General features: G+C 46.7%; 15 protein-coding genes. 6 read left to right on the top strand and 9 right to left on the bottom strand.

Translation table 11 applies throughout. The features are described from left to right. Both M9196_RS12675 and pilM read right to left on the bottom strand, forming a co-directional pair. Positions 1-594, bottom strand: a complete 594-nt coding sequence (locus M9196_RS12675; RefSeq protein ID WP_250617895.1) for a PilN domain-containing protein — start codon at positions 592-594, stop codon at positions 1-3. Continuing rightward, a complete protein-coding gene (gene pilM, locus M9196_RS12670) occupies positions 595-1,575 on the bottom strand; it encodes a pilus assembly protein PilM (RefSeq protein ID WP_250617894.1) in 981 nt (326 codons plus the stop codon). A 146-nt stretch (positions 1,576-1,721) separates the two neighbouring features. On the opposite strand from pilM, the gene M9196_RS12665 reads away from it, so the two are divergent. Then, complete coding sequence (locus M9196_RS12665; RefSeq protein ID WP_250617893.1) at positions 1,722-4,361, top strand: penicillin-binding protein 1A; 2,640 nt, start codon at positions 1,722-1,724, stop codon at positions 4,359-4,361. A 162-nt stretch (positions 4,362-4,523) separates the two neighbouring features. On the opposite strand, the gene oxyR is transcribed toward M9196_RS12665, so the two are convergent. Further along, on the bottom strand, positions 4,524-5,405 hold the full coding sequence (gene oxyR, locus M9196_RS12660) for a DNA-binding transcriptional regulator OxyR (protein ID WP_250617892.1): 882 nt from the start codon (positions 5,403-5,405) through the stop codon (positions 4,524-4,526). A gap of 162 nt (positions 5,406-5,567) precedes the next feature. Here oxyR and M9196_RS12655 point away from each other — a divergent pair, with 162 nt between their 5' ends. Further along, positions 5,568-6,296 (top strand): redoxin family protein, encoded by a 729-nt coding sequence (locus M9196_RS12655; RefSeq protein WP_250617891.1) that lies wholly within the window; start codon positions 5,568-5,570, stop codon positions 6,294-6,296. A gap of 217 nt (positions 6,297-6,513) precedes the next feature. Beyond that, positions 6,514-7,968 (top strand): dihydrolipoyl dehydrogenase, encoded by a 1,455-nt coding sequence (locus tag M9196_RS12650; RefSeq protein ID WP_250617890.1) that lies wholly within the window; start codon positions 6,514-6,516, stop codon positions 7,966-7,968. 277 nt (positions 7,969-8,245) lie between these two features. Here the strand turns inward: M9196_RS12650 and argH are convergent, their stop codons facing one another. The 4 genes from argH to argC form a co-directional block, all read right to left on the bottom strand. Further along, positions 8,246-10,120 (bottom strand): argininosuccinate lyase, encoded by a 1,875-nt coding sequence (gene argH / locus M9196_RS12645; protein WP_250617889.1) that lies wholly within the window; start codon positions 10,118-10,120, stop codon positions 8,246-8,248. Positions 10,121-10,380: 260 nt separating this feature from the next. Then, entirely contained in the window at positions 10,381-11,601 is a 1,221-nt protein-coding gene (locus M9196_RS12640) for an argininosuccinate synthase (RefSeq protein ID WP_250617888.1), read from the bottom strand. A gap of 106 nt (positions 11,602-11,707) precedes the next feature. Further along, positions 11,708-12,502, bottom strand: coding sequence for an acetylglutamate kinase (gene argB, locus M9196_RS12635; RefSeq protein WP_406707682.1), 795 nt, complete (start codon positions 12,500-12,502; stop codon positions 11,708-11,710). 24 nt (positions 12,503-12,526) lie between these two features. Next, positions 12,527-13,531 (bottom strand): N-acetyl-gamma-glutamyl-phosphate reductase, encoded by a 1,005-nt coding sequence (gene argC / locus M9196_RS12630; protein WP_250617887.1) that lies wholly within the window; start codon positions 13,529-13,531, stop codon positions 12,527-12,529. Between the two features lie 155 nt (positions 13,532-13,686). Between argC and argE the strand changes: the two genes are divergently transcribed. The 3 genes from argE to M9196_RS12615 all read left to right on the top strand — a co-directional run bounded on the left by argE (position 13,687) and on the right by M9196_RS12615 (position 18,698). After that, positions 13,687-14,826, top strand: a complete 1,140-nt coding sequence (gene argE / locus M9196_RS12625) for an acetylornithine deacetylase (RefSeq protein ID WP_250617886.1) — start codon at positions 13,687-13,689, stop codon at positions 14,824-14,826. Positions 14,827-15,137: 311 nt separating this feature from the next. After that, positions 15,138-17,771 carry a phosphoenolpyruvate carboxylase gene (gene ppc / locus M9196_RS12620; protein ID WP_250617885.1) on the top strand — a complete coding sequence of 878 codons (2,634 nt, stop codon included), beginning with the start codon at positions 15,138-15,140 and terminating at the stop codon, positions 17,769-17,771. A gap of 387 nt (positions 17,772-18,158) precedes the next feature. After that, positions 18,159-18,698: a PadR family transcriptional regulator gene (locus tag M9196_RS12615; RefSeq protein WP_250617884.1), complete on the top strand. Its 540-nt coding sequence runs from the start codon at positions 18,159-18,161 to the stop codon at positions 18,696-18,698. Positions 18,699-18,891: 193 nt separating this feature from the next. Here the strand turns inward: M9196_RS12615 and metF are convergent, their stop codons facing one another. Together metF and M9196_RS12605 are read right to left on the bottom strand one after the other, a co-directional pair. Then, positions 18,892-19,785 (bottom strand): methylenetetrahydrofolate reductase, encoded by an 894-nt coding sequence (metF, locus tag M9196_RS12610; protein ID WP_250617883.1) that lies wholly within the window; start codon positions 19,783-19,785, stop codon positions 18,892-18,894. 375 nt (positions 19,786-20,160) lie between these two features. Next, complete coding sequence (locus tag M9196_RS12605; RefSeq protein ID WP_250617882.1) at positions 20,161-22,587, bottom strand: bifunctional aspartate kinase/homoserine dehydrogenase II; 2,427 nt, start codon at positions 22,585-22,587, stop codon at positions 20,161-20,163. Between the last annotated feature and the right edge of the window lie 6 nt (positions 22,588-22,593).

Raw genomic sequence — 22,593 nt, 5'->3', positions numbered from 1 at the left:
TCAACCCTCCCCATCAATCATCCGAGCCTCTAAAGCCTTGTCGGTTAACGCACCCGAATCGAGCTGAAAAGAAATACTGAAAGACTGATAACGTTGCCCAAAGCGTTGATTACCATGGACAATGGAATGCATGTCGACGTTGAGTAGTAAACCTGAAGTTTCAAATCGCTCCAACATTTGGGCGAGCTTAGCCGTACTGCTGCTAATACCACTAAGCTTGAAGCTCGTTCCCTCCATACGAACTTTGTCGACATACACACCGTTCGGTACTAACGTCGGTAACGCATTCATCACTAATGTGGTTTTATTACGCTGTATTTGCAGCGTTTCCACATAACCAAGGCGCTGCTCTAATGCGGTATGCGATTGGGTCACTTTCGCCAATGACGCAATGTCTTTTTGGTAATCCGACACTTTTTGCTGAAGATAACGCTGCCTCGTTTGCTGAGTCTCAATTTGCATCGACACATACCACATAGCCGCTTGCACCGCCGCAGCAGCGATAGCCACCGCAACAATGAGTGCTACGACAAATCGCTGGCGATGTTGGTGGCGCTTTTTCTCACGCCAAGGAAGCAGGTTAACCATCTCCATTTAATGCGTCTCCATCCATTGACTGGCGTTGTAAGCCACCCCTAGCGCGACCGCAAACGAACCACTTAACAATGTGGTTTCCTTGCTACTCACCGCCACCGCATTGTGCAGCGCTAAAGGTCGTACTGGCATCCCTAACTTACGTTCAATGAAATCAACAAATTGTGGCGCATTAGCATGCCCACCACACACCAATAACCCCTCCATTCCCTGACCGCCCGGTAAAGAACGATACAGCTGAATTTGTGACATCACTTTGCTGGCGACCTGCTCAAATGCCTGCTCTGCTTCGCTTTTTTGCTTCACGACGTTCGCGAGTTGGTCATGCTGACGAGTGGTGTCATAAAGCCATTGCTTTGCCATCTCTAGCGGCATCGTTTTTGGTGGACATAACGCAGCTTGTTGCCTCCCGATGTCCAATATCCCCCAGCCATCGAATACGTCTTGTTGATGGCTCAACATACCCTGTAGACCACGAAGTGCGTTGATATTGGTGTCCATGTACTGCGGTTGATAACCCAGTTTATTGATAGTCTTACTCCAATTATCAACAAGAGACTGTTTCACCACATACACTCGATAGGCTTCGGTATGTCCTTCTGATATCGGTGATGCCTTATAAAAATCGAGCGCCAACTCCTCAAGTGGATAAGGCGTTTGGTGGCTCATCGCTTGCAACACGGCAAACTCTTGTTCTTGCCCCACCAATCCCTTTTCAATTGAAATGATTTTGCTGATTACCGCGCTATCAGGAATGGCGAGCGCCGCTTTTTTCCTAAAAATAGGCGGCAGTTTCTTAAAGTTTTTGAGATTTTTTACAGTTTCTTGATGCTTTAATGTGTGAGAATCGGAGAAAATAGCGTCAGAGCCTGCTAATTCGAGATGATTGATGACGGTCAACGTGGCACCATCCACCATCAGCACAACGGCTTTGGCACTGTAATGTCCAATATCAATGCCTGTAATCCATTTCTTAGTCATAAGAAATAACCTCAACAAATACAATAACCATGTGAAAAGGTTGAGATTGACGCCCAAATAAGCGTTAATTAACCCTATAGGTAGTTTTTTGGACTAGAGTACAAGTAACGGCCTACCCATAACCTTAATCAATCAGGGAATCTCCGGTGAAGTTCATAAAGAGACTGTTGGTATTTGCATTTATTTGCATACTCTTTGGAGTGAGTACAATTTTTGGGTTTTACTATTACGTAAAACCAGAACTGCCTGACGTCGCAACACTGAAAGACGTTCAGCTCCAAACCCCCATGCAGGTATATAGCCAAGACGGGAAGTTGATCGCGCAATTTGGCGAAAAACGACGCATCCCGCTTTCCTATGACGAAATCCCACAGGATTTAATCCATGCATTGATCGCAACGGAAGATAGCCGTTACTACGACCACTTTGGCTTTGATCCCATTGGTATTACGCGAGCCGCTATAGCGGTTATTGCTTCCGGCAGCGCTTCACAAGGCGCGAGCACGATTACTCAACAGCTAGCCCGTAATTTCTTCTTATCCAATGAGAAGAAAATCATGCGTAAAGTGAAAGAAATCTTCATTGCCGTGCATATTGAGCAGCTGCTAAGTAAACAAGAGATCATGGAGCTGTACGTTAACAAGATATTTCTTGGCTACCGTTCCTACGGGTTTGGCGCCGCAGCCCAAGCGTATTTTGGTCGTAATCTTGACCAATTGACGCTGAGTGAAGTTGCCGTGCTAGCTGGGCTGCCAAAAGCACCCTCGACCATGAACCCAATCTACTCAATTGAGCGTGCCACTCATCGCAGAAATGTGGTCCTTGCTCGAATGCTAAGCGAAAAATACATCACGCAAGCACAGTTCGATGAAGCCAGAGAAGCGCCTATTATTTCACAATACCATGGTGCTGAAATCGAACTTAGAGCGCCATACGTGGCTGAAATCGCTCGAGCTTGGATGGTCAACCGTTACGGTGAAGATGCCTATGAATCCGGCATGCGTATCACCATGACCGTCGATTCTAAATTACAGAAAGCCGCGCACACTGCTGCCATCAACAACCTTTTGGCCTACGATGAGCGACACGGTTATCGCGGCGCAGAAAAAGTCGTTTGGAAAGCAGATCAGCCAGCAATGTCACCTGAAGATATGACCAAGTATCTACGCAGACAGACAACGTATGGTGAACTGCGTCCTGCTATTGTCACCGAAGTTAACGCCAAATCTATTAAGGTTTGGGTGAAGGGTTACCAAGAACAAAGCATAGATTGGGATAACATCAAATGGGCGCGTAAGTTCAGAACTGACGATCGTCAAGGTGCGGCACCGAAATCAGCGGGTGACGTAACCGCAGTCGGCGAGCAAATCTGGGTACGCGCAAGTCACATTGATGATGCGGCTGAAGACGTCACGGATGTTGAAGCAACAGAAAACGCAGAAGCGATCCCAGACAAAGCCATTACATGGCGTTTGAGCCAAGTCCCTAATGCCAATACGGCTTTCGTGGCAATCAATCCAGAGAACGGCGCCGTCCTTTCTCTAGTGGGTGGCTTCAACTTTGTTCACAGCAAATTTAACCGTGCGACACAATCTGTCCGTCAGGTCGGCTCAAGTATCAAACCATTTATCTACGCTGCGGCGCTTGATAAAGGCATGACTCTGGCAAGCTTGGTGAACGATGCGCCAATTAACAAATGGGACAAGAGCGCCGGCACCGCATGGCGTCCAAAGAATTCACCCCCGACTTATACCGGTCCAACTCGACTTCGTATCGGCCTAGCCCAGTCTAAAAACGTTATGGCTGTCCGTGTGTTGCGTGAAGTGGGGCTGGATGATAGTCGTGAATACTTAACTCGTTTCGGATTTGATAAAACGAAGGTGCCACGTTCAGAGACAATCGCTCTGGGTGCAGGAAGCTTAACGCCGATTCAAATGGCGCAAGGTTTCTCGGTCTTTGCTAATGGGGGCTACTATGTTGAGCCTTACTACATCAGCCGAGTAGAAGACCCATTTGGTAAAGTCGAGTTTGAAGCACACCCTAACGTCATTTGCCAAACCGACTGCTCTCAAGTACCAACTCCAGAGACATTCTCATCAAACAGTGATGACGAAGCCCCGAGTATTGAAGAAGCGACCAACGCCACGGCCCTTGAGCCTATCGACATGGCTAGCTTCAATGAAGAAGATGTCAATGCAAGCGAACCTAATTACGCACCACAGGTTCTGTCCGAGCAAACAGCATTCCTCACTCGTGAAATGCTATACAGTAACGTATGGGGGGGAGGAAACTGGCGCGAGGGTACGGGTTGGAACGGAACCGGTTGGCGAGCTCAAGTGTTAAAACGTCGTGATATTGGTGGGAAAACCGGTACCACAAACGATTCTAAAGATGCGTGGTACAACGGTTATGGCCCAGGTATTGTGGCCACGGCTTGGGTTGGTTTTGATGACCACCAAAGAAAGCTTGGTCGAACAACCACCAACAGCAACCTAGGCAAAGAGCAAATTTCCGGCGCGGAAGCGGGAGCGAAAACGGCACAGCCAGCTTGGGTCGATTTCATGCGCATTGCTTTAAATGATAAACCACAAGCCTCCAAAGCTATCCCTAATGGGATATCACGAGTGCGCATTGATCGTGACTCTGGGTTGTTATCAAACAAAACCGATTCATCATCTATGTTTGAGTACTTTGAGATTGGCACTGAACCAAAAGAATACGTTCAAGAAAGTCTCACGGATACCTTGTATTCCAGTGATACCTCGGAAGGGGAAAGCCTGTTTTAGCGATAATATGTTTCATCAAACACCGCCAAAACTAGTGCTTAAAAAACAATCATTAAAGCCCTCATTCTGAGGGCTTTTTTTATGCGATATCCTGCCCCGTTAACGGGCAGAACCGAGTTGGCGTACCATGAAAGTTCAGCCTATCGTGCTGAATCAGGCTGGTTATAAATAGCTGGCGATCGCCGCCGCTATTTTTTCAAAACGAACCCGTAACGGTGAACCAGGGCGATAAGCCAATACTAAACTTCTTGAAGGCGTTGGGTTAACCGCCTTAACGTAGCACACACCATCCTTCTCACGCTCTTTAGGCAGTGAGAGGTCAGGAAGCAACGTAATGCCAGCGCCAGCTGCCACCATGTTTCTGAGCGTCTCTAGGCTGGTTGCTTTAAAGCGTTCATCATCTTTTGCTCCCGCCGCAAAGCAAAATCCAAGAGCATGATCTCGCAAACAATGTCCGTCCCCTAACGCCAATACTGTACGTCCCTCTAGGTCATGCATATCCACTTCAAGTTGCTGAGCCCATTCATGGCCACAAGGTACCGCTACGCTCAGAGGCTCGTTATACACTTCAATTTCTTTAAAGTGTGCCGTTTCAGCAACCGAGGCCAAAACAAGGCAATCTAACTTGCCTTCTTCCAACTGCCTAACTAGCTGATGGGTTTGCGCCTCATGAAGAAAAAGCTCGAGTTCGGGATAGGCTTCTTTGAGTTGTGGCACAATTTTCGGTAATAAATAGGGACCGACGGTCGGAATAAATCCTATGTGCATCGGTCCGGTCATTTCACCGCTTTGACCCGCCGCCATTTCTTTGAAGGTTTTGACTTCCTTCAATATACGCTTGGCTTGCTCAACTAACTGCAAACCAGAATCGGTGAATAACACCCGTCGGCTACTACGTTCTAACAATGACGTACCAATTTCGTCTTCCAGTTTGCGTATCTGCCCACTTAATGTGGGCTGGCTAACAAAGCACGCCTCTGCCGCTTTTCGAAAATGCTTATGCTCAGCCAATGCTACCAAGTATTCAAAGTCTCGAATGTTCATTGCAGTCCTAGATAGAAAATAACTATCAATACCATAACAATAAACGATTGGAGCTATCAACGTATTTTTTTGATAATGGTCTCAACGAAACAGAGCAGTACAAGCTAAGCTCTCTAAGAATTATAAACAAATTCAAATTCACGAATTTTTAAGGACATCATTATGTTTGCATCAAAAGAAGGTCAAGCGGTTCCACAAGTTACCTTTCCAACTCGCCAAGGCGATGCATGGGTTAACGTGACAAGCGACGAGCTATTTAAAGATAAAACCGTGATTGTATTCAGCCTACCGGGCGCATTCACTCCAACATGTTCATCAAGCCATCTACCTCGCTACAACGAGTTGTTTTCAGTATTTAAAGAACATGGCGTAGACGAAGTGGTGTGTGTCTCTGTCAACGACACCTTTGTGATGAATGCATGGAAAGCCGACCAAGAAGCAGAGAACATCACTTTCATCCCAGATGGTAATGGCGATTTTACCGATGGTATGGGTATGTTGGTTGAGAAAAACGACATTGGGTTTGGCAAGCGTTCATGGCGCTATAGCATGTTGGTTAAAAACGGCGTCGTCGAAAAAATGTTCATCGAACCAAATGAGCCAGGCGACCCGTTCAAAGTGTCAGATGCAGACACCATGCTTAAGTACATTGCTCCAGCCTACAAAACGCAAGAATCCATCACGGTTTTCTCTAAGCCTGGTTGCCCATTCTGTGCGAAAGCGAAACAAAACCTCATTGATCACGGTCTTCAATATGAAGAAGTGATTCTAGGAAAAGACGCTACTACAGTAAGTCTACGTGCCATTAGTGGTCGTACAACGGTTCCTCAAGTCTTCATCGGTGGTAAACACATCGGTGGTAGCGAAGAATTAGAAGCTTACCTAGGGTAATCCTTGCGACCCACTCAAAGGCCTTGCGCACACGAGTGGGTCAGCTTCCATCTGTTATTTTATTGGCGCTAATACTGTGCTCCACCACTTCTGCTCAGTCTACTAATGTTACTAAGTCTACCTATGTCACTTACTCTAGCTATGCGACTTAGTCTGCCTATATTACTCAGTCTACCTATATTGCTTGGTCTGCTACGTTGCTTAAAGGGATACCGTTATGAAACAGTTAAATGTCAATGTCGCGATTATTGGTGGCGGCACCGCCGGTTTAGGCGCTTATCGCGCGGCTAAAGCCCATACCGATAATGTTGTCCTAATCGAGGGTGGCCCTTACGGCACAACCTGCGCACGTGTTGGTTGCATGCCCTCTAAACTGTTAATTGCTGCGGCGGAAAGCGTACATCAGATCGAAAAAGCACCAGGGTTTGGGATCTACCCGCAAGGTGAAACCCTAATCAACGGCAAAGAAGTCATGGCTCGCATAAAAAGCGAACGAGACCGATTTGTTGGCTTTGTGCTCGAAGGCGTCGATGAGATCCCAGCAGAAGACAAAATTTCGGGTTATGCCAATTTCATTGATGACCACACACTAGTGGTTGACGATCACACTACCATTACTGCAGATCGCATTGTTATTGCGACAGGGTCTCGCCCTGCCTACCCGGCGATCTGGAACGATCTTGGTGATCGACTTATCGTGAACGATGACGTGTTTGATTGGGACGATCTTCCAGATTCAATCGCCGTCTTTGGTCCAGGCGTGATTGGGCTGGAGTTAGGACAAGCATTACATCGCCTAGGAGTAAGAACCAAAGTATTTGGACTTGGTGGACAGGTCGGCCCGTTGACCGACCCCGATATTATGAGTTACGCCAAGCAGGCATTCCAAGAAGAGTTTTACCTTGATGCAGACGTCAAAGTCGACAGCATGAAGCGAATCGACGGTGACAAGGTTGAAATTCAATTCATTAACCTGGATGGCCAACCTGACACCTTTGTTGTCGATTATGTATTAGCGGCAACAGGCCGTCGCCCCAATGTGGATAAATTATCACTAGAGAATACTAGCGTTATTCTAGATGAACGTGGCGTGCCAACCGCTGACCATTACACGCTTCAGACATCGGCAAATACGATTTTCATTGCTGGAGATGCCAGCAACCAAATCCCGTTACTGCATGAAGCAGCCGATCAAGGACGTATCGCCGGCGATAACGCGGGTCGCTTCCCTGATATTCGAGCAGGGCTCCGAAGAAGTGTTATTTCCGCGGTATTTTCCGACCCACAAATTGCCATGGTTGGGGAAACCTTCAAGCAACTAGAAAAACGCTTCGGTGGTTGTGGCTGCTTTGCAACAGGTGAAGTATCGTTTGAAAGCCAAGGGCGCTCTCGCGTGATGCTGCGAAACAAAGGCATACTGCATGTCTATGGCGAGCAAGGCACAGGACGATTCTTAGGGGCCGAAATGATAGGGCCAAATGCCGAACATTTAGCTCACTTACTGGCTTGGGCGCATCAAAATAAAATGACGGTATCAGAAATGTTAGACATGCCATTTTATCACCCAGTGATTGAAGAAGGTGTACGTACCGCATTACGAGATCTCAATGCTAAGCTGCACCTGGGTCCAGAAATGATTAAGCATTGCTTAGATTGCGGTCCTGGTTGTTAGGCAGCCTTTCACGGCGAGTGAGGTCGCATCACTTCCTCGTAGGATAAGCAGACCTTTGGCATAAGATTTACCACTGCATACGATTCAAAATGAAATTTTCAGAACGCTAAAAAGAAAAAAGCCCCAAAGTCAAATCTGACTTGGGGCCTTCTTAGATTCTTCTAAGAAAAAGCAGTGGTACTTTAATAGACCGGGCTTTTTCTCATTTGTTCCCATAAAAATGATCTTTTTTTAAAACTTTTTCGATCTTTTTATTAAAACTCTATTTTTCAATTACTTAAGCAACATTCATTTTTGCGATAATTTGCTCAGCAAGGTTCACTTCTAACGCCACTTCATCACACGCATGTTGTCTTGGACATTGATCGCAGTCTTTCAGCACTTTCTCAGGCAATAATGTTTTCGACGTTGGTATGAAGTCATGCTTCATAAAGAACTCCGGAGTACGAGTCAGTACGAAGACTTTCTTAATGGCCATCTTTCGGGCTTTCTCAACTAAGTGCTGAACAATCGCGGTACCTTGACCTTGACCCTGCCAGCCTGCTTCCACCCCTAAGGAACGCACTTCCGCTAAGCCTGAATCATAGACATACAAGGACGCACAACCCGTGACCTCTCCATGATGCTCTGCAACTGCAAAGGAACCAATATCGCGCACTAATTCGTTGCGGTTTCTCGGTAAATTTTCACCTTGATTCGCCCAATACGCCACCATACTTTCTAGCGCATCAATATCAGTGAGACGAGCCGAACGAACTTTCACCGCTGAGTTATCTCGAGAGCTTAGACGTTTCTCTGCTTGGTCAACGGCGTACGCAACTTGTTGAGGGGCTACCCCACCCAAAGCGTTACGCTTCTCAAGACAACTTTCAATGGTCAGAATATCGTAAACATCTTGCTCAATAACTGGCGAGAACTCTTGCAGTTCAGCAATGGAGAGCTCTTCTAGTGCACAGCCTTTGGCAATAGCGCTGACAACCGCGACACCGACAATGTGGTGAGCTTCACGGAAAGGAATGCCTTTTGCTACTAAGTAGTCAGCCAGCTCTGTCGAGTTCGCGTAGCCTTGCTTTGCCGCTTCTAACGTACGCTCACCATTCACTTTAATGCCATCGAAACAAAGTGCCGCCATTTCCATGCAATCGTTCCATGTATCGAGTGCATCAAACAGACCTTCTTTGTCCTCTTGCATATCCTTGTTGTAAGCCAATGGTAACGCCTTCACCGTCATCATCATCGCTGCAAGTGAGCCGTAAACACGCCCCGTTTTACCACGAATCAGTTCCAGTGCATCTGGGTTTTTCTTTTGTGGCATCAACGATGAACCAGAGGTCACCGTATCCGCTAATTCGATGAAGTTGGATTCACCAGAATTATAAAAAATCATATCTTCAGCTAGACGAGAAAGGTGCAACATCGAAATAGAGGCGATCGACATCAACTCCATAACATGGTCACGATCAGAAACAGAGTCTAGACTGTTGCGCGTGGCACGACGAAAGCCTAAGTTATGTGCAAGCTCTTCACGATCCATCGGATAAGCAGTACCGGCAAGCGCCCCTGATCCCAGCGGACAAGTATCCAAGCGTTTAATCGCATCCTCTAAACGAGAATAATCCCGTTCAAACATTTCTACGTATGCCATACACCAGTGCGCGAATGTCACCGGCTGAGCACGCTGAAGGTGAGTATAACCGGGCAGCACGGTATCTTGATGTGCTCTCGCCACATCCACCATTTGCGTTTGCAGTCTATCCAAACCAAGCAGCAGTTGTTGCCCCTGCTGGCGACACCATAATTTAAGGTCAGTCGCGACTTGATCGTTACGTGAACGACCAGTGTGCAGCTTTTTGCCTAAATCGCCGACTTTGCTGATCAGTTGCTGCTCAACCCAACTATGAATGTCTTCCGCATCGGAGCGTAAAATCTGCTCAGGATCTTCCATCACTTCAAGTTTCAGCTCGTTCAACGCCAATTCCAGCTTTTGCTGCTCATCAACGGTTAACACATCCACTGAAACCAGTGCCTTAGACCAAGCAATTGAGCCGACAATGTCTTGCTCAGCTAATCGATAATCAAAGCGTAATGAGTCATTAAAGTCTTTGAATCTCGTATCTGCTGCTTGGGTAAATCTTCCGCCCCATAATGCCATTGTCACTCTCCTAACTGCTCGGTATTCACTGCTTGTCTAACGATGGAATCTAATCAAAGTCAGTTTGTTTTTTTGATAGGTTCAACTTACGGCAAATTAAAAAGAAAATAAAGTAAAAATTCACTTATTTCACATAATTATTCACAAGCTGATGTGTTGTTGTTTTTTATTCCTTATAAAACAAGAAACCCACTTGCACTGCAAGTGGGTTTACCTTAATCCAAATAGCCTATATTGGCATTATTTGTTTTTTTACTTCATTATTTATTTTTCTTAACTTCATTCAATGCACGGATACGGCTTGAAAGTGAGTAAAGGCGGATGAAGCCTTCTGCATGACTTTGGTCATACACTTCATCTTCTCCAAAGGTAGCAAACTCTTCACAATACAAGCTGTTATCTGAACGCTTCTGAGTCACTGTCGCTTGACCTTTGTAAAGCTTGATAACGACTTCGCCATTTACGTCTTGCGCTAGCTCTTCCGTTGCAGCAAGAATCGACTTACAAAGTGGGGTAAACCAACGGCCATCGTAAACAAGGTGAGACGCTTTCACGCCCAGCTCTTCACGGAATTCGAACGCCGCTTTATCAAGAACCAACTGCTCAACTGCACGCAATGCTTCCATCATGATGGTGCCACCTGGAGTTTCGTAACAGCCACGAGACTTCATGCCCACTAAACGGTTCTCAACGATATCAATTCGACCCACACCGTGCTTCGCACCCTTTTCATTAAGATAAACCAATGCGTTATACGGCGTCATCACTTCACCATCAACTGCAACCACTTCACCTTTAGCGACTTGTAGTGTCACTGTTTCAGATTCATTAGGTGCTTGCTCTGGGTCAACTGTCCACGCCCAGCAATCATCATTTGGTGCATTCCAAGTATCTTCTAAAACGCCACCTTCTGTTGAAATATGCCATGCGTTAGCATCACGAGAATAGATCTTAGTCAGTGAAGCGCTACAAGGGATATTACGCTCAGCTAGGTAATCTAAACACTCTTCACGGCTAACCAGATCCCACTCACGCCATGGCGCAATAACATGCAAATCAGGGGCAAGAGCCGCAAACGCACCTTCAAAACGTACTTGGTCATTTCCTTTACCCGTACAACCATGACACAACGCATCCGCGCCCACTTTACGCGCCACTTCCACTTGCGCTTTAGCAATAATCGGACGAGCCATTGACGTACCTAGCAGGTACTTACCTTCATAGTACGCGCCCGTTTTTAGTGTTGGGTAAATGTACTCCGCAACCATCTCTTCTTTTAGGTCAGCGATGTAACACTCTGAAGCGCCTGATGCCTTGGCTTTTTCTTCGATGCCATTCAGCTCTTCTTCACCTTGACCCACATCAGCGACAAACGCCACGACCTCACAGTCATAGTTCTCTTTTAGCCACGGAATGATCACAGAAGTATCAAGACCGCCAGAATAGGCTACAACAACTTTCTTTACGCTTTTCTTGCTCATGGTTCTTTCTCCTAGTGTCCGAGCCTGAATTGGCGGTCAGTATCTCGGGTTTTAAATATAGTTTTATCTTTATTCATGTTACTGCGCGGCGAATGGCCACTCAGTCTTAATTCGGGACGAATTGTGTGCCGATGCTTTTACCAGCAAACAAATCATTTAATTTTTCTGGGTAACGCCAAGTTGCGACTTCGATAGGACGACCTAATTCACTGGCTGCCTGCAACGCCGCCTGAACTTTCACAATCATGCCGTCAGTAATGACATGCCCAGAGATTAGGGCGTCAGCTTGGTCTTGAGTCAGGCTTGGTAATAAATGTCCCTTGCCATCCAACACGCCGCTCACATCGGAAAGTAATACCAACTCAGCGTCTAACGCACCAGCAACTGCTACCGCCGCTTGGTCGGCATTCACATTCATTAATTGACCATGATTGTCTAAGCCGATCGAACTAATAATAGGCAGCGCACCGGTTTTTAAGATGGCTTGCAATACCGCAGGGTTTCCTGGTTTGGCATTGCCAACGGCACCAAGTTCAGGATCGAGTTCGGCTACTTCACATAGGCCGCCATCTGCAAGACTTAAACCCACTGCATTTAAACCCGCTTTAATCGCATCACCTTGCAGCAATTTGTTCGCGGTACCCGCAAGGGCGCCAGCAATCAGAGGAATTTGATCATAAGGGGTCACGCGCAATCCTTGTTTCTTCTCTGTCGGCAGATTCAGTTTCTGCATCAGTTCGTCAACAAGATAACCTCCACCATGCACAATCACGATGTCGCGTTGAGCTTGTTTTTTATAGTTTGAAATCGCGACAAACAGTTGATTCAACGTCTTGGTACACGAAAGTGCCGCACCGCCTAATTTAATCACCAATGGTAATGGCGTAGATTGTTGTTCCATCATACTCATGCTTCTCTCCTCGCCCTATACCAGCGACGTCAGCTGGGAAAATTGGTTTTTAATATTTAGGCACTGCATCGCTTGGCTTGAAGCACCTTTAAGCAGATTATCGATCGCCGATACGACAATAATATGTTGACCTTGTACCTTCCAGCCAATATCACAAAACGGAGTATTCTCCACGTCTTGAACTCTCGGAATCGTGTCACCTTTAAGGCGCACGCATGGTTGGTCGGCATACGCGGCGTCAAATGCTTGTTGAACTTGTTCAGCCTTAACGCCATCCGCGAGCTTCATGGTAATCGTGGCCAAAATACCACGTTTAAAATTGCCTAAATGAGGATTAAAAATCACCTCGCAACCCAAATGCGTCGCCATTTCAGGCTGGTGTCTATGAGTAAACAATCCATAAGGCTGCAAGCTCACTTCACAAAAGCTATTGCCCGTTGTCGCCTTACGACCCGCTCCAGTCACACCACTTGTGGCATTAATCACCGGCCACACTTGCGTATCAATTAGTGTCGACTCAACCAAGGGCTTAATCGCCAACTGTGACGCGGTTGGGTAACAGCCTGGCACTGCCACCAGTTGCGCCGCTTGAATCTCGACAGCATTCCACTCTGCAAGACCGTAAGCCGCTTTATCAAGCCACTGCGCATGCTGGTGTTCAAAACCATAATACGTGGTATAGAAGTCATCCCCTTTTACACGGTACGCACCAGATAAGTCGAACACCTGGCAACCTTGCTCAAGAAAGACTGGTGCCAAATCATGACTGACTTCATGAGCCGTTGCTAAAAACACCACATCACATTCATTGGCCACTTTTTCTACGTCAACAAGTGGCTGGATACGGTCATCCACAATGCCCGCTAATTTGCCATGGACCTGTGAAACCAATTTACCTGCATCGACACTATTGGCGGACACGTATAAACCTGATAGCGTAAGCTCCGGGTGTTTAGTGACCATCAGAGCCAGTTCTGCTCCTGTGTAACCGGTGGCGCCAATAATGGTGGTTTTTAGCATCTATCTACATCCGTTTCAGTTAGACTTGAACATATCAATCATTGACTATAAATCTAAAAAAACAGTCAATAAATGATTTTTTATTCATTAATTTTGATTTAATATGTGTTTTACCGTCTTATAGTTAATCTGTCAACAGTAGAAGTGAAGATAATATGCAATTGCCAACGTTCCTAGAGGTCTACAAAGGCCTAATCAGCACCCCTTCTATCAGCTCGACTGACCCAAGCTGGGATCACGGCAACGAAAAAGTGATAGAGAAACTGGCCACCTGGATGAAAGATCTCGGCTTTCAAGTTGAAGTAGAAGAAGTTGAACCAAACAAATTCAATATGATTGCCAAAAAGGGTCAAGGCGAAGGGGGGCTGCTGCTAGCTGGTCACAGCGATACCGTACCTTTTGATGAAGGGCGCTGGAGCTTTAATCCCCACGATCTAACCGAAAAAGACAATCGCTTCTACGGCTTAGGCACGGCGGACATGAAAGGCTTCTTTGCCTTTATCTACGAAGCGGTGAAAAAGATCGATTGGAGCAAACAAACCAAGCCTCTCTATGTTCTCGCAACGTGCGACGAAGAAACCACCATGCTTGGTGCACGTCACTTTACCGACACCGCCCCTTTCAAACCAGATTATTGCATCATTGGTGAGCCCACTAACCTTGTGCCTATCCGAGGACACAAAGGGCATGTCGCCAACGCCATTAGAGTAACGGGTAAATCGGGTCACTCATCTGATCCTGCGCTAGGCGTCAACGCCATCGAAATCATGCACGAAGTGATGTACGCCATGATGAAGCTGCGCGATAAATTGGTCAAAGAGTACCATCACCCTGGGTTTGCTATCCCTAGCCCGACTCTAAACCTCGGTCACATCCATGGTGGTGATAGCGCGAATAGAATCTGTGGTTGCTGCGAATTGCATTACGATGTCCGCCCACTGCCGGGAATCAGCCTAGATGGCTTAGACAACATGTTAAGAGGCGCGCTAAAAGAGGTCGAAGCGAAATGGCCAGGGCGTCTAACCATCACCGCCCTCCACGAGCCAATACCTGGCTATGAGTGCGATCACCAACACCCTTTCGTGGGTGGGATGGAGCGCTTATGCGACACCCCGTCAGATACGGTGAATTACTGCACTGAAGCGCCATTTTTACAAACGCTGTGTCCAACGTTGGTACTAGGCCCCGGCTCGATTGATCAAGCACACCAACCCGATGAGTTTCTTAGCTTAGACTTTGTTGACCCAACCATCGAGATTCTCGCTAAAGCCATTAACCAATACTGTTTTGAGTAGCGATATTTTGGCTACACAAAAATAATATGTAATAAATTTTCATTATTACTGATTAAGTGAGTGTTGTTGTACGATTATTCAACAGCGCTCATTTTCAACAAAAACAATCAAACTTATCGCAATATGATAACCACAACCTTAGTGGGAAAAGTCGCACAGTATTAACAGGTTAAAGGTTAGTGTGCGCTTTTCATTCCAATACGATTATTGCAAACATGGATTACTTTATTTGACTACGCCTAGCATTTTTCGCTAGATTGTTAAGCTGAAACGGAATAATGGATGTAGTTAAATTACAAGGCAGGATGACTATGAACGAAAAATACGCCCCATTGAAAAGCAATGTTAGGATGCTTGGGCACTTGTTGGGAAATACCATCAAGGAAGCACACGGAGAGGCGATTTTAGAGAAGGTTGAGAAAATTCGTCAACTTTCCAAATCCGTTGTACGAGCAGGCAATGAGGCCGATCGTGAGGTGTTAATCGATGAGATTAAAAACCTGCCTAACGAGCAACTAACGCCAGTCGCTCGTGCATTTAACCAATTCCTCAATCTCACCAACATCGCGGATCAATACCACACGATCTCACGAAGCTGTGAAGCCGATGTCTGTGAACCCGACCCTATCTATACGTTGTTTTCAAAATTAAGCCAAGAGAACATCAGCAAGCTCGATACGGCACAAGCCGTTCGTGACCTTAATATCGAGCTCGTACTCACAGCGCACCCAACAGAAATCACTCGTCGCACCATGATCAATAAACTGGTGAAAATCAACGAGTGTCTTTCTAGGCTTGAACTCAGTGAGATTTCAGATAAAGAACGAAACAAAATCGAACGCCGCTTAGAGCAACTTATCGCACAAAGCTGGCACTCTGATGTCATTCGTCAACAACGCCCTACCCCATTAGATGAAGCGAAGTGGGGCTTTGCCGTCGTCGAAAACTCACTATGGGAAGCCATTCCTGAGTTCCTACGTGAAATGGATGACCGCCTGAAGAATTATTTAGGTGAAGGACTGCCGATTGATGCTCGTCCTGTTCATATCTCATCATGGATGGGCGGTGACCGCGACGGAAATCCGTTCGTGACGCACAAGATTACCCGTGAAGTCATGCTACTCTCTCGCTGGAAAGCCGCGGAACTGTACCTTCAAGACTTCCAAGAGCTCATTACTGAGCTGTCTATGGTGAAATGTAACGACCACGTCAGAGATCTCGCGGGTGAGCAACATGAACCTTACCGTGCGATTTTAAAACCAGTGCGTAAGCTACTGGTCAATACACTGGAAGTGTTAGAAGCACAAATCAATCACCAAGAAGTGCCAAACAAGCCCATTCTTGAAGACAGTGCGCAACTATGGGAACCCCTAATAGCGTGCTACCAATCACTGCGTGAAAGCGGTATGGCCATTATTGCTGACGGCTCACTTCTTGATACAATCCGCCGCGTTAAAGCGTTCGGCGTTCACCTGGTCCGCTTAGATATTCGTCAAGAAAGCACCCGTCATTCAGACGTCATTTCTGAGTTGACTCGTCACTTAGGTCTGGGTGATTACGACCAGTGGAGTGAACAAGATAAGGTTTCTTTCCTTATCAACGAACTCAGCTCTAAACGTCCACTGCTACCTCGTGACTGGGAACCGTCAGAGCCTGTGCAAGAAGTGTTAGATACGTGTCGCGTTGTTGCCTCCCAATCACGTGATGCTTTTGGTGCCTACGTTATTTCGATGGCACGCACAGCGTCAGATGTTCTGGCAGTACACCTTATTCTGCAAGAGTGTGGCTGTAAATTCCGTATGGATGTGTGCCCACTGTTTGAAACGCTTGAAGATTTGAACAACTCAGAAGCCGTAATGAAGCAGTTGTTTGAGATTGATTGGTATCGCGGTTACATCCAAAATCACCAAATGGTGATGATTGGCTACTCCGACTCAGCGAAAGACGCGGGCGTAATGGCCGCTGGTTGGGCGCAATACAGCGCGATGGAATCATTGGTGGAAGTCAGTGAAAATGCGGGCATTGAGATCACCCTCTTCCATGGTCGTGGTGGTTCTATTGGTCGTGGTGGTGCACCTGCGCACGCTGCACTATTGTCCCAACCGCCTAAGAGTCTAAAGCGCGGTCTACGAGTCACCGAGCAAGGCGAGATGATCCGCTTTAAACTCGGACTCCCTGAAATTGCCATTAACAGCTTCAACCTTTATGCCAGCGCGATTCTAGAGGCAAACTTACTGCCGCCACCAAAGCCTAAACAAGATTGGCGTGACCTAATGGAAGTGCTATCGCAAGTGTCTTGCGACGCTTACCGTCGTGTTGTTCGTGATGAGCCAGATTTTGTCCCATACTTCCGTCAAGCAACACCAGAGTTGGAGTTAGGTAAACTTCCGCTGGGTTCTCGTCCGGCAAAACGTAACCCTAATGGCGGCGTAGAAAGCTTACGTGCTATCCCTTGGATTTTCTCTTGGAGCCAAAACCGTCTCGTACTCCCAGCTTGGTTAGGCGCGGGTGAAGCGATTCAATACTCTATTGATAAAGGTCATCAAGCCCTATTAGAAGAAATGTGTCGCGAATGGCCATTCTTCTCTACGCGCTTAGGGATGTTGGAGATGGTGTACACCAAGTGCAACATGGAAATATCACGTTACTATGATCAACGATTAGCTAACCCAGAGTTATTACCATTGGGCGATAAGCTACGCGCACAATTACAGCAAGATATTAAAGCCGTATTGAACGTAGAAAATAACGATCACCTCATGCAAAGTGACCCTTGGGGACAAGAGTCTATTCGTCTGCGTAACACCTATGTTGAACCTCTCAACATGCTGCAAGCGGAACTGCTCTATCGCACGCGCCAGAGCGAAGAGACAGAAACTGAGTTAGAAGAAGCACTCATGGTTACTATTGCCGGCATCGCAGCAGGCATGCGAAACACCGGTTAAGCAGTGTAATATTTCAAAAGAAAGACAAAAGGTCGCATCTTGCGGCCTTTTATTTTGTTAAAGCATCTTATTGAGTCTTTTGTTAGTTCTTTTCTAGTGACACTAGCCTCTATTCCACTTAATGCTTATAAAGTTCTATATAATTAAATTTCGTTGTCCGATAAAAATAATAAAAGTATCTATCGACAACATAGGTTGTGTGTTCATACAACCTTCTAGGTGACAAAGGCTTATATAAGGCGACTGTGTTAACCACACAGACCATGCTTTTTACACAAGACCATTCTAACTTTTCAACCAATGAACGTTAGCTTTGGACGCGTCACAATTTAGATGACAGTAACAAGCGCCATAATTACTATTAAGTTATTGATCTGGATTTTTATCATGTCACTACCACACGTTATCCTTACTGTATTAAGCACTCGCGACGCGACTGGCTACGATATTACTAAGGAATTTTCTGCAAGCATCGGATATTTTTGGAAAGCGAGCCACCAACAGGTGTACCGTGAATTAAACAAAATGGCAGACAAAGGTCTTGTGACTTGCAAATTAGAGCCACAAGACGGCAAACCCGATCGCAAGGTGTACTCCATTACCGAATCTGGACGTGGCACACTCAGTGACTGGTTTGAACAACCCACCGTTCACCCTACTGTTCGCGACGAGTTTTCAGCGAAACTTGCCGCTTGTGCAGTTCAACCTTCAGCGGCATTTCGCCTGCAACTAGAAGAGCTTATTGAAGACTCCAAAAAGCTAGTGGCACACTATCGTGAAATCGAAGCGGCGTACTACGCAACGCCGAGCACGCTAGACACGCACGCGCGTTTAGAGCGTCTAACATTGCGTCGTAACCTGTTCTCGCGTCAAGCTTGGTTAGACTGGGCGGAAGAGACGTTGGTCGAGCTTGAAGCCATCGCCTAACGCCATATCTGAAACGAGAGCTTGGCCGGTTCAATACGTTCCAGCTTAAGCCAGTAAAAAATTAAGCCCACAAAAACAAAAAAGCGCCGGATTTTCATCCCGCGCTTTTTTTAATGTTTCGATCTCACGACGTTAGCAATGCGTGTGCACTTACCAAGCCATGTATGGGCACTATCCAAACCAAGTATGGGTACTATACCCCTTGTGGGCGCACACCTAGTGTGTGGCAAAGTGCGTACGTCATCTCTGAGCGGTTAAGCGTGTAGAAGTGGAAATCTTTTACCCCTTCTCGGCTCAGCGTTCTAACCATATCGATGGCCTGACTTGCTCCTACTAACTGGCGCGTCGTGGGATCATCATCTAAACCTTCAAACTGCTTTTGCATCCAGCCTGGCACTTTCACTTTATTCATTGCTGCAAAACGAGACGCCTGCTTGAAGTTCGACACCGGCAAGATACCCGGAACGATTTCGGCATCAATACCTGCCGCCACACAGCGATCACGGAATCGAAGATAGCTTTCGACATCAAAGAAAAATTGAGTAATCGCGCGGTTCGCACCAGCATCAATTTTTCGCTTTAGATTCAGCAGATCAGACTGAGCACTTTTTGCTTCAGGGTGCACTTCCGGAAAAGCGGCTACCGAAATATCAAAATCATGACGCGACTTTAGTAGCTCTACCAAATCAGACGCATACATGTCTGGCTGACCACCGCCTTCAGGGATGTCACCACGCAACGCGACAATGCTCTGAATACCATTCGCCCAGTAGTCATCGGCAATATCAATCAGCTCGCTACGAGAAGCATCAATACACGTTAAGTGAGGCGCAGCAATTAAGCCTGTTTCATTCTTGATTTCTTTAATGATGGAGTGCGTACGATCTCGCTCACCCGAGTTAGCACCATAAGTCACAGAAACAAACTTAGGCTTAAGTGCTTTCAAACGATGGACAGACTTCCAAAGGGTCTCTTCCATATTCGGTGTGCTTGGCGGAAAGAATTCAAAAGAAACATTAATATTGTCCGAAAGCTCAGCAATATTTTGGTTTAAGGCATCAATGTGCCCAGCATGCGTGTATCCCATGGTTTTCTCCCTAAATTGCCAAAGTTGGTTATCCCAGCCAACCTTAGACTAAAACTTGTCTGTCATTAAAAGTGATAAATCTAAATCTGTAATTCTTTTTGACGTTTAGACGTCTATATGTCTGTAGAATGAAATGAATGGCATTTAAAGTCAATAGCATCACAATGAATTTTTTTCATGTTGAACGTTAGAGAAATTGAAGAAGCGTGGCATTAGAAACAAAATCCCCCCTGTCTATAAAAATAAAAGGGGGATTGAACAGAGACAGCAATGAAATGAACAAACGCAGCAATTAATTTAGCGCAAGCCGGTTAATTTAGCGCAAGCCGTTAATTTAGGTAAGCAACGACCGATTTCGAACACGCTACAATCGATTTAGAAGAAGCTCGATATTAAGTTTAAGTCCGATTGAATCGCTCCCGCCGTTACTTCTCGTCCTGCGCCAGGGCCGCGGATCACCAGTGGGTTGTCTTTATACCACTTGCTTTCAATCGCGAAGATGTTGTCACAGGGGAGGAGGTTTGCGAGCGCATGCTCTTTGGATAGTGCTTCAATGCCCACACGAGCCTTACCAAAGCGATCTAAGCGCGCCACATAACGCAACACCTTATCTTCTCTCTGTGCTTTCTCTAGGCGCTCTTGAAGCAATTCACTCAGCAACCCAGACTGCTCAAAGAAGCCATCCAGTGTCAGATCTCGTAATGCCTCTGGAACTAAGGATTCAACCACGACACTATCAGGTTCAATATCCAGACCTGATTCTCGAGCCAAGATAACCAGTTTTCGCATCACATCTGAGCCATCTAAATCTGAGCGCGGATCGGGTTCAGTCAACCCTTGTTGCCACGCTAAATCGACCAACTCAGCAAACGGAATCGTGCCATCAAATTGCTGGAATAACCATGACAACGTACCAGAGAAGATACCCGATAGCGCCACAATATCATCACCACTTTCGCGTAAATCACGCACCGTATGATTAATCGGTAAACCGGCCCCTACCGTCGCATTATACAGCCAGTGACGGCTGGTTTTTGCGAAAGCATCTTGTACACGATGATAGTCAGCACTTGGTGCCGAACCCGCCACTTTGTTTGCAGAAATCAGATGAACACCATGCTCCGCGATGGAGACGTATTTTTGTGCCAACACCGGACTTGCCGTGACATCCAGCACAACGGCTTCATCGTAGCCATGCAATGCCGCTATTTGCTTAAGCCAGCGATCCCCTTCATGGGCAATCGCTTCATCTTTGTAACGCTCGAGTACTGTCAGTTCATCGAGACCGTTTTCATCAAACCAATAGCTTTGACTGTCGACCACCGCCACAAGATCAAAGCTCATACCACGACGTTTTTCGAGTTCAGGTTTTTGCTGTTTAAACAGCTCCAACCAAGAAGAACCGATATTACCTTTGCCACATAAGGCGACAGCAACACGCTTCTGAGCTTGAAAGAGTTGAGTATGAACCGATTTTACCATCGGCATCACATCGGATTTACGCAGTACTGCGGCTAAACTCAAGCCTGAGTCTGCTTCACAGAAAAACTCCACCGGAGCATGTTTCAACTGCTGGTAAAACCCAAAACAGTGATTGGCATTCTTCGTGACACCTGCACCTACTGCCGCAAGCATGGCAAAGCCTTCTTTCAGCTTAATTTCCGCTTCAATCGCGAGATCTTGCAATTCATTGAGCGTCCCAGAAGCAATCTCTGGGGTATACGCTAGACGCAAGCGTGATTGATCGGCTTGCGCTTCAAATGCCAATGGTTCAAGTTGCGCTCGTTTCAAGCCATTTAAGACTTCCGCTTTGGCACGTTCGAAATCATGGCCATTCCCAAATGACAACTCAATGAGTAACACTTCTTCAAGCGAGGTTATGATTTTCGCCCCGCGTCCAGAGGCTAAAACTCGCTCTATTCGCGTAGAACCTGATTCCGGTAAGTAACTGCAACGCAAGTTCAAATCCATGGTGCTTTGCGCCACGGGTTGAAGCGTACGACTGTGCAATACAGGCGCGGCTAAGCGTGCTAATTCGCTCGCTTCATCTAAACGTAGTAACGGCAATAAACATGCGTCAGACACAACTCGAGGGTCGGCGCTGTAAACACCCGCCACGTCACTCCAAATCGTCACGCTCGCCACTTCCGCTAACGCTCCAATCACAGTCGCGGAATAATCCGACCCATTACGACCAAGCAAGACCGTTTCGCCTTCACTATTTTGCGCCATAAAGCCGGTAATGACGACGCGATGATGCGCATGCTGAGCCAGTGTACTTTTTATCAATGGGTAAGATTGCGCGCGATCCACCTCAGGTTGAGCGCCAAACTCTGCACGCAAAAAGGCACGAGCGTCTTGCGCAACGGCTGGTAAATCGTGCTGTCGCAGCAATGCCGCCAGCAATCGAGACGACCACACCTCGCCGTGACCTAACACGGCGGCTTTCTGAGCTTCGGTTAGAGGCGCAACGTGTTCGCCTAGCACACTAAATTCATCCGCTAGCTGCGCGCGTAGTACCTCGGCATCTTCACCTTCAATTAACGCCTCAACCAATTCCAACTGAAATTGTCGTAGCGCTTGCAGATGTTCATGAGCGACGCGACCATCTTTGTTTAAGGCATCTAAAAAATCGATTAAGCGATTGGTCGTTTTTCCCGCCGCGGACACGACGATAAGGTCGTCTGAGTGAGAGTAATCTTTTAGAATCGATACCACACGACGATAGCACTCAGGGTCAGCAAGGCTGCTGCCACCAAATTTATGTAATTGCTTCGTTGTTGGTACGTTAGTATTGCTCATCGCCGT

It is taken from the genome of Vibrio methylphosphonaticus, from assembly GCF_023634655.1.
GTDB lineage: Bacteria > Pseudomonadota > Gammaproteobacteria > Enterobacterales > Vibrionaceae > Vibrio > Vibrio methylphosphonaticus.
The sequence above is the reverse complement of the archived record's forward strand: the minus strand, read 5'-3'. Positions and strand labels throughout refer to the sequence as shown.

Coding starts and splice junctions, on each gene's coding strand:
- M9196_RS12675 (WP_250617895.1), bottom strand. CDS start 594: ATGGAGATGGTTAACCTGCTTCCTTGGCGTGAGAAAAAGCGCCACCAA.
- pilM (WP_250617894.1), bottom strand. CDS start 1,575: ATGACTAAGAAATGGATTACAGGCATTGATATTGGACATTACAGTGCC.
- oxyR (WP_250617892.1), bottom strand. CDS start 5,405: ATGAACATTCGAGACTTTGAATACTTGGTAGCATTGGCTGAGCATAAG.
- M9196_RS12655 (WP_250617891.1), top strand. CDS start 5,568: ATGTTTGCATCAAAAGAAGGTCAAGCGGTTCCACAAGTTACCTTTCCA.
- M9196_RS12650 (WP_250617890.1), top strand. CDS start 6,514: ATGAAACAGTTAAATGTCAATGTCGCGATTATTGGTGGCGGCACCGCC.
- argH (WP_250617889.1), bottom strand. CDS start 10,120: ATGGCATTATGGGGCGGAAGATTTACCCAAGCAGCAGATACGAGATTC.
- M9196_RS12640 (WP_250617888.1), bottom strand. CDS start 11,601: ATGAGCAAGAAAAGCGTAAAGAAAGTTGTTGTAGCCTATTCTGGCGGT.
- argB (WP_406707682.1), bottom strand. CDS start 12,502: ATGGAACAACAATCTACGCCATTACCATTGGTGATTAAATTAGGCGGT.
- argC (WP_250617887.1), bottom strand. CDS start 13,531: ATGCTAAAAACCACCATTATTGGCGCCACCGGTTACACAGGAGCAGAA.
- argE (WP_250617886.1), top strand. CDS start 13,687: ATGCAATTGCCAACGTTCCTAGAGGTCTACAAAGGCCTAATCAGCACC.
- ppc (WP_250617885.1), top strand. CDS start 15,138: ATGAACGAAAAATACGCCCCATTGAAAAGCAATGTTAGGATGCTTGGG.
- M9196_RS12615 (WP_250617884.1), top strand. CDS start 18,159: ATGTCACTACCACACGTTATCCTTACTGTATTAAGCACTCGCGACGCG.
- metF (WP_250617883.1), bottom strand. CDS start 19,785: ATGGGATACACGCATGCTGGGCACATTGATGCCTTAAACCAAAATATT.
- M9196_RS12605 (WP_250617882.1), bottom strand. CDS start 22,587: ATGAGCAATACTAACGTACCAACAACGAAGCAATTACATAAATTTGGT.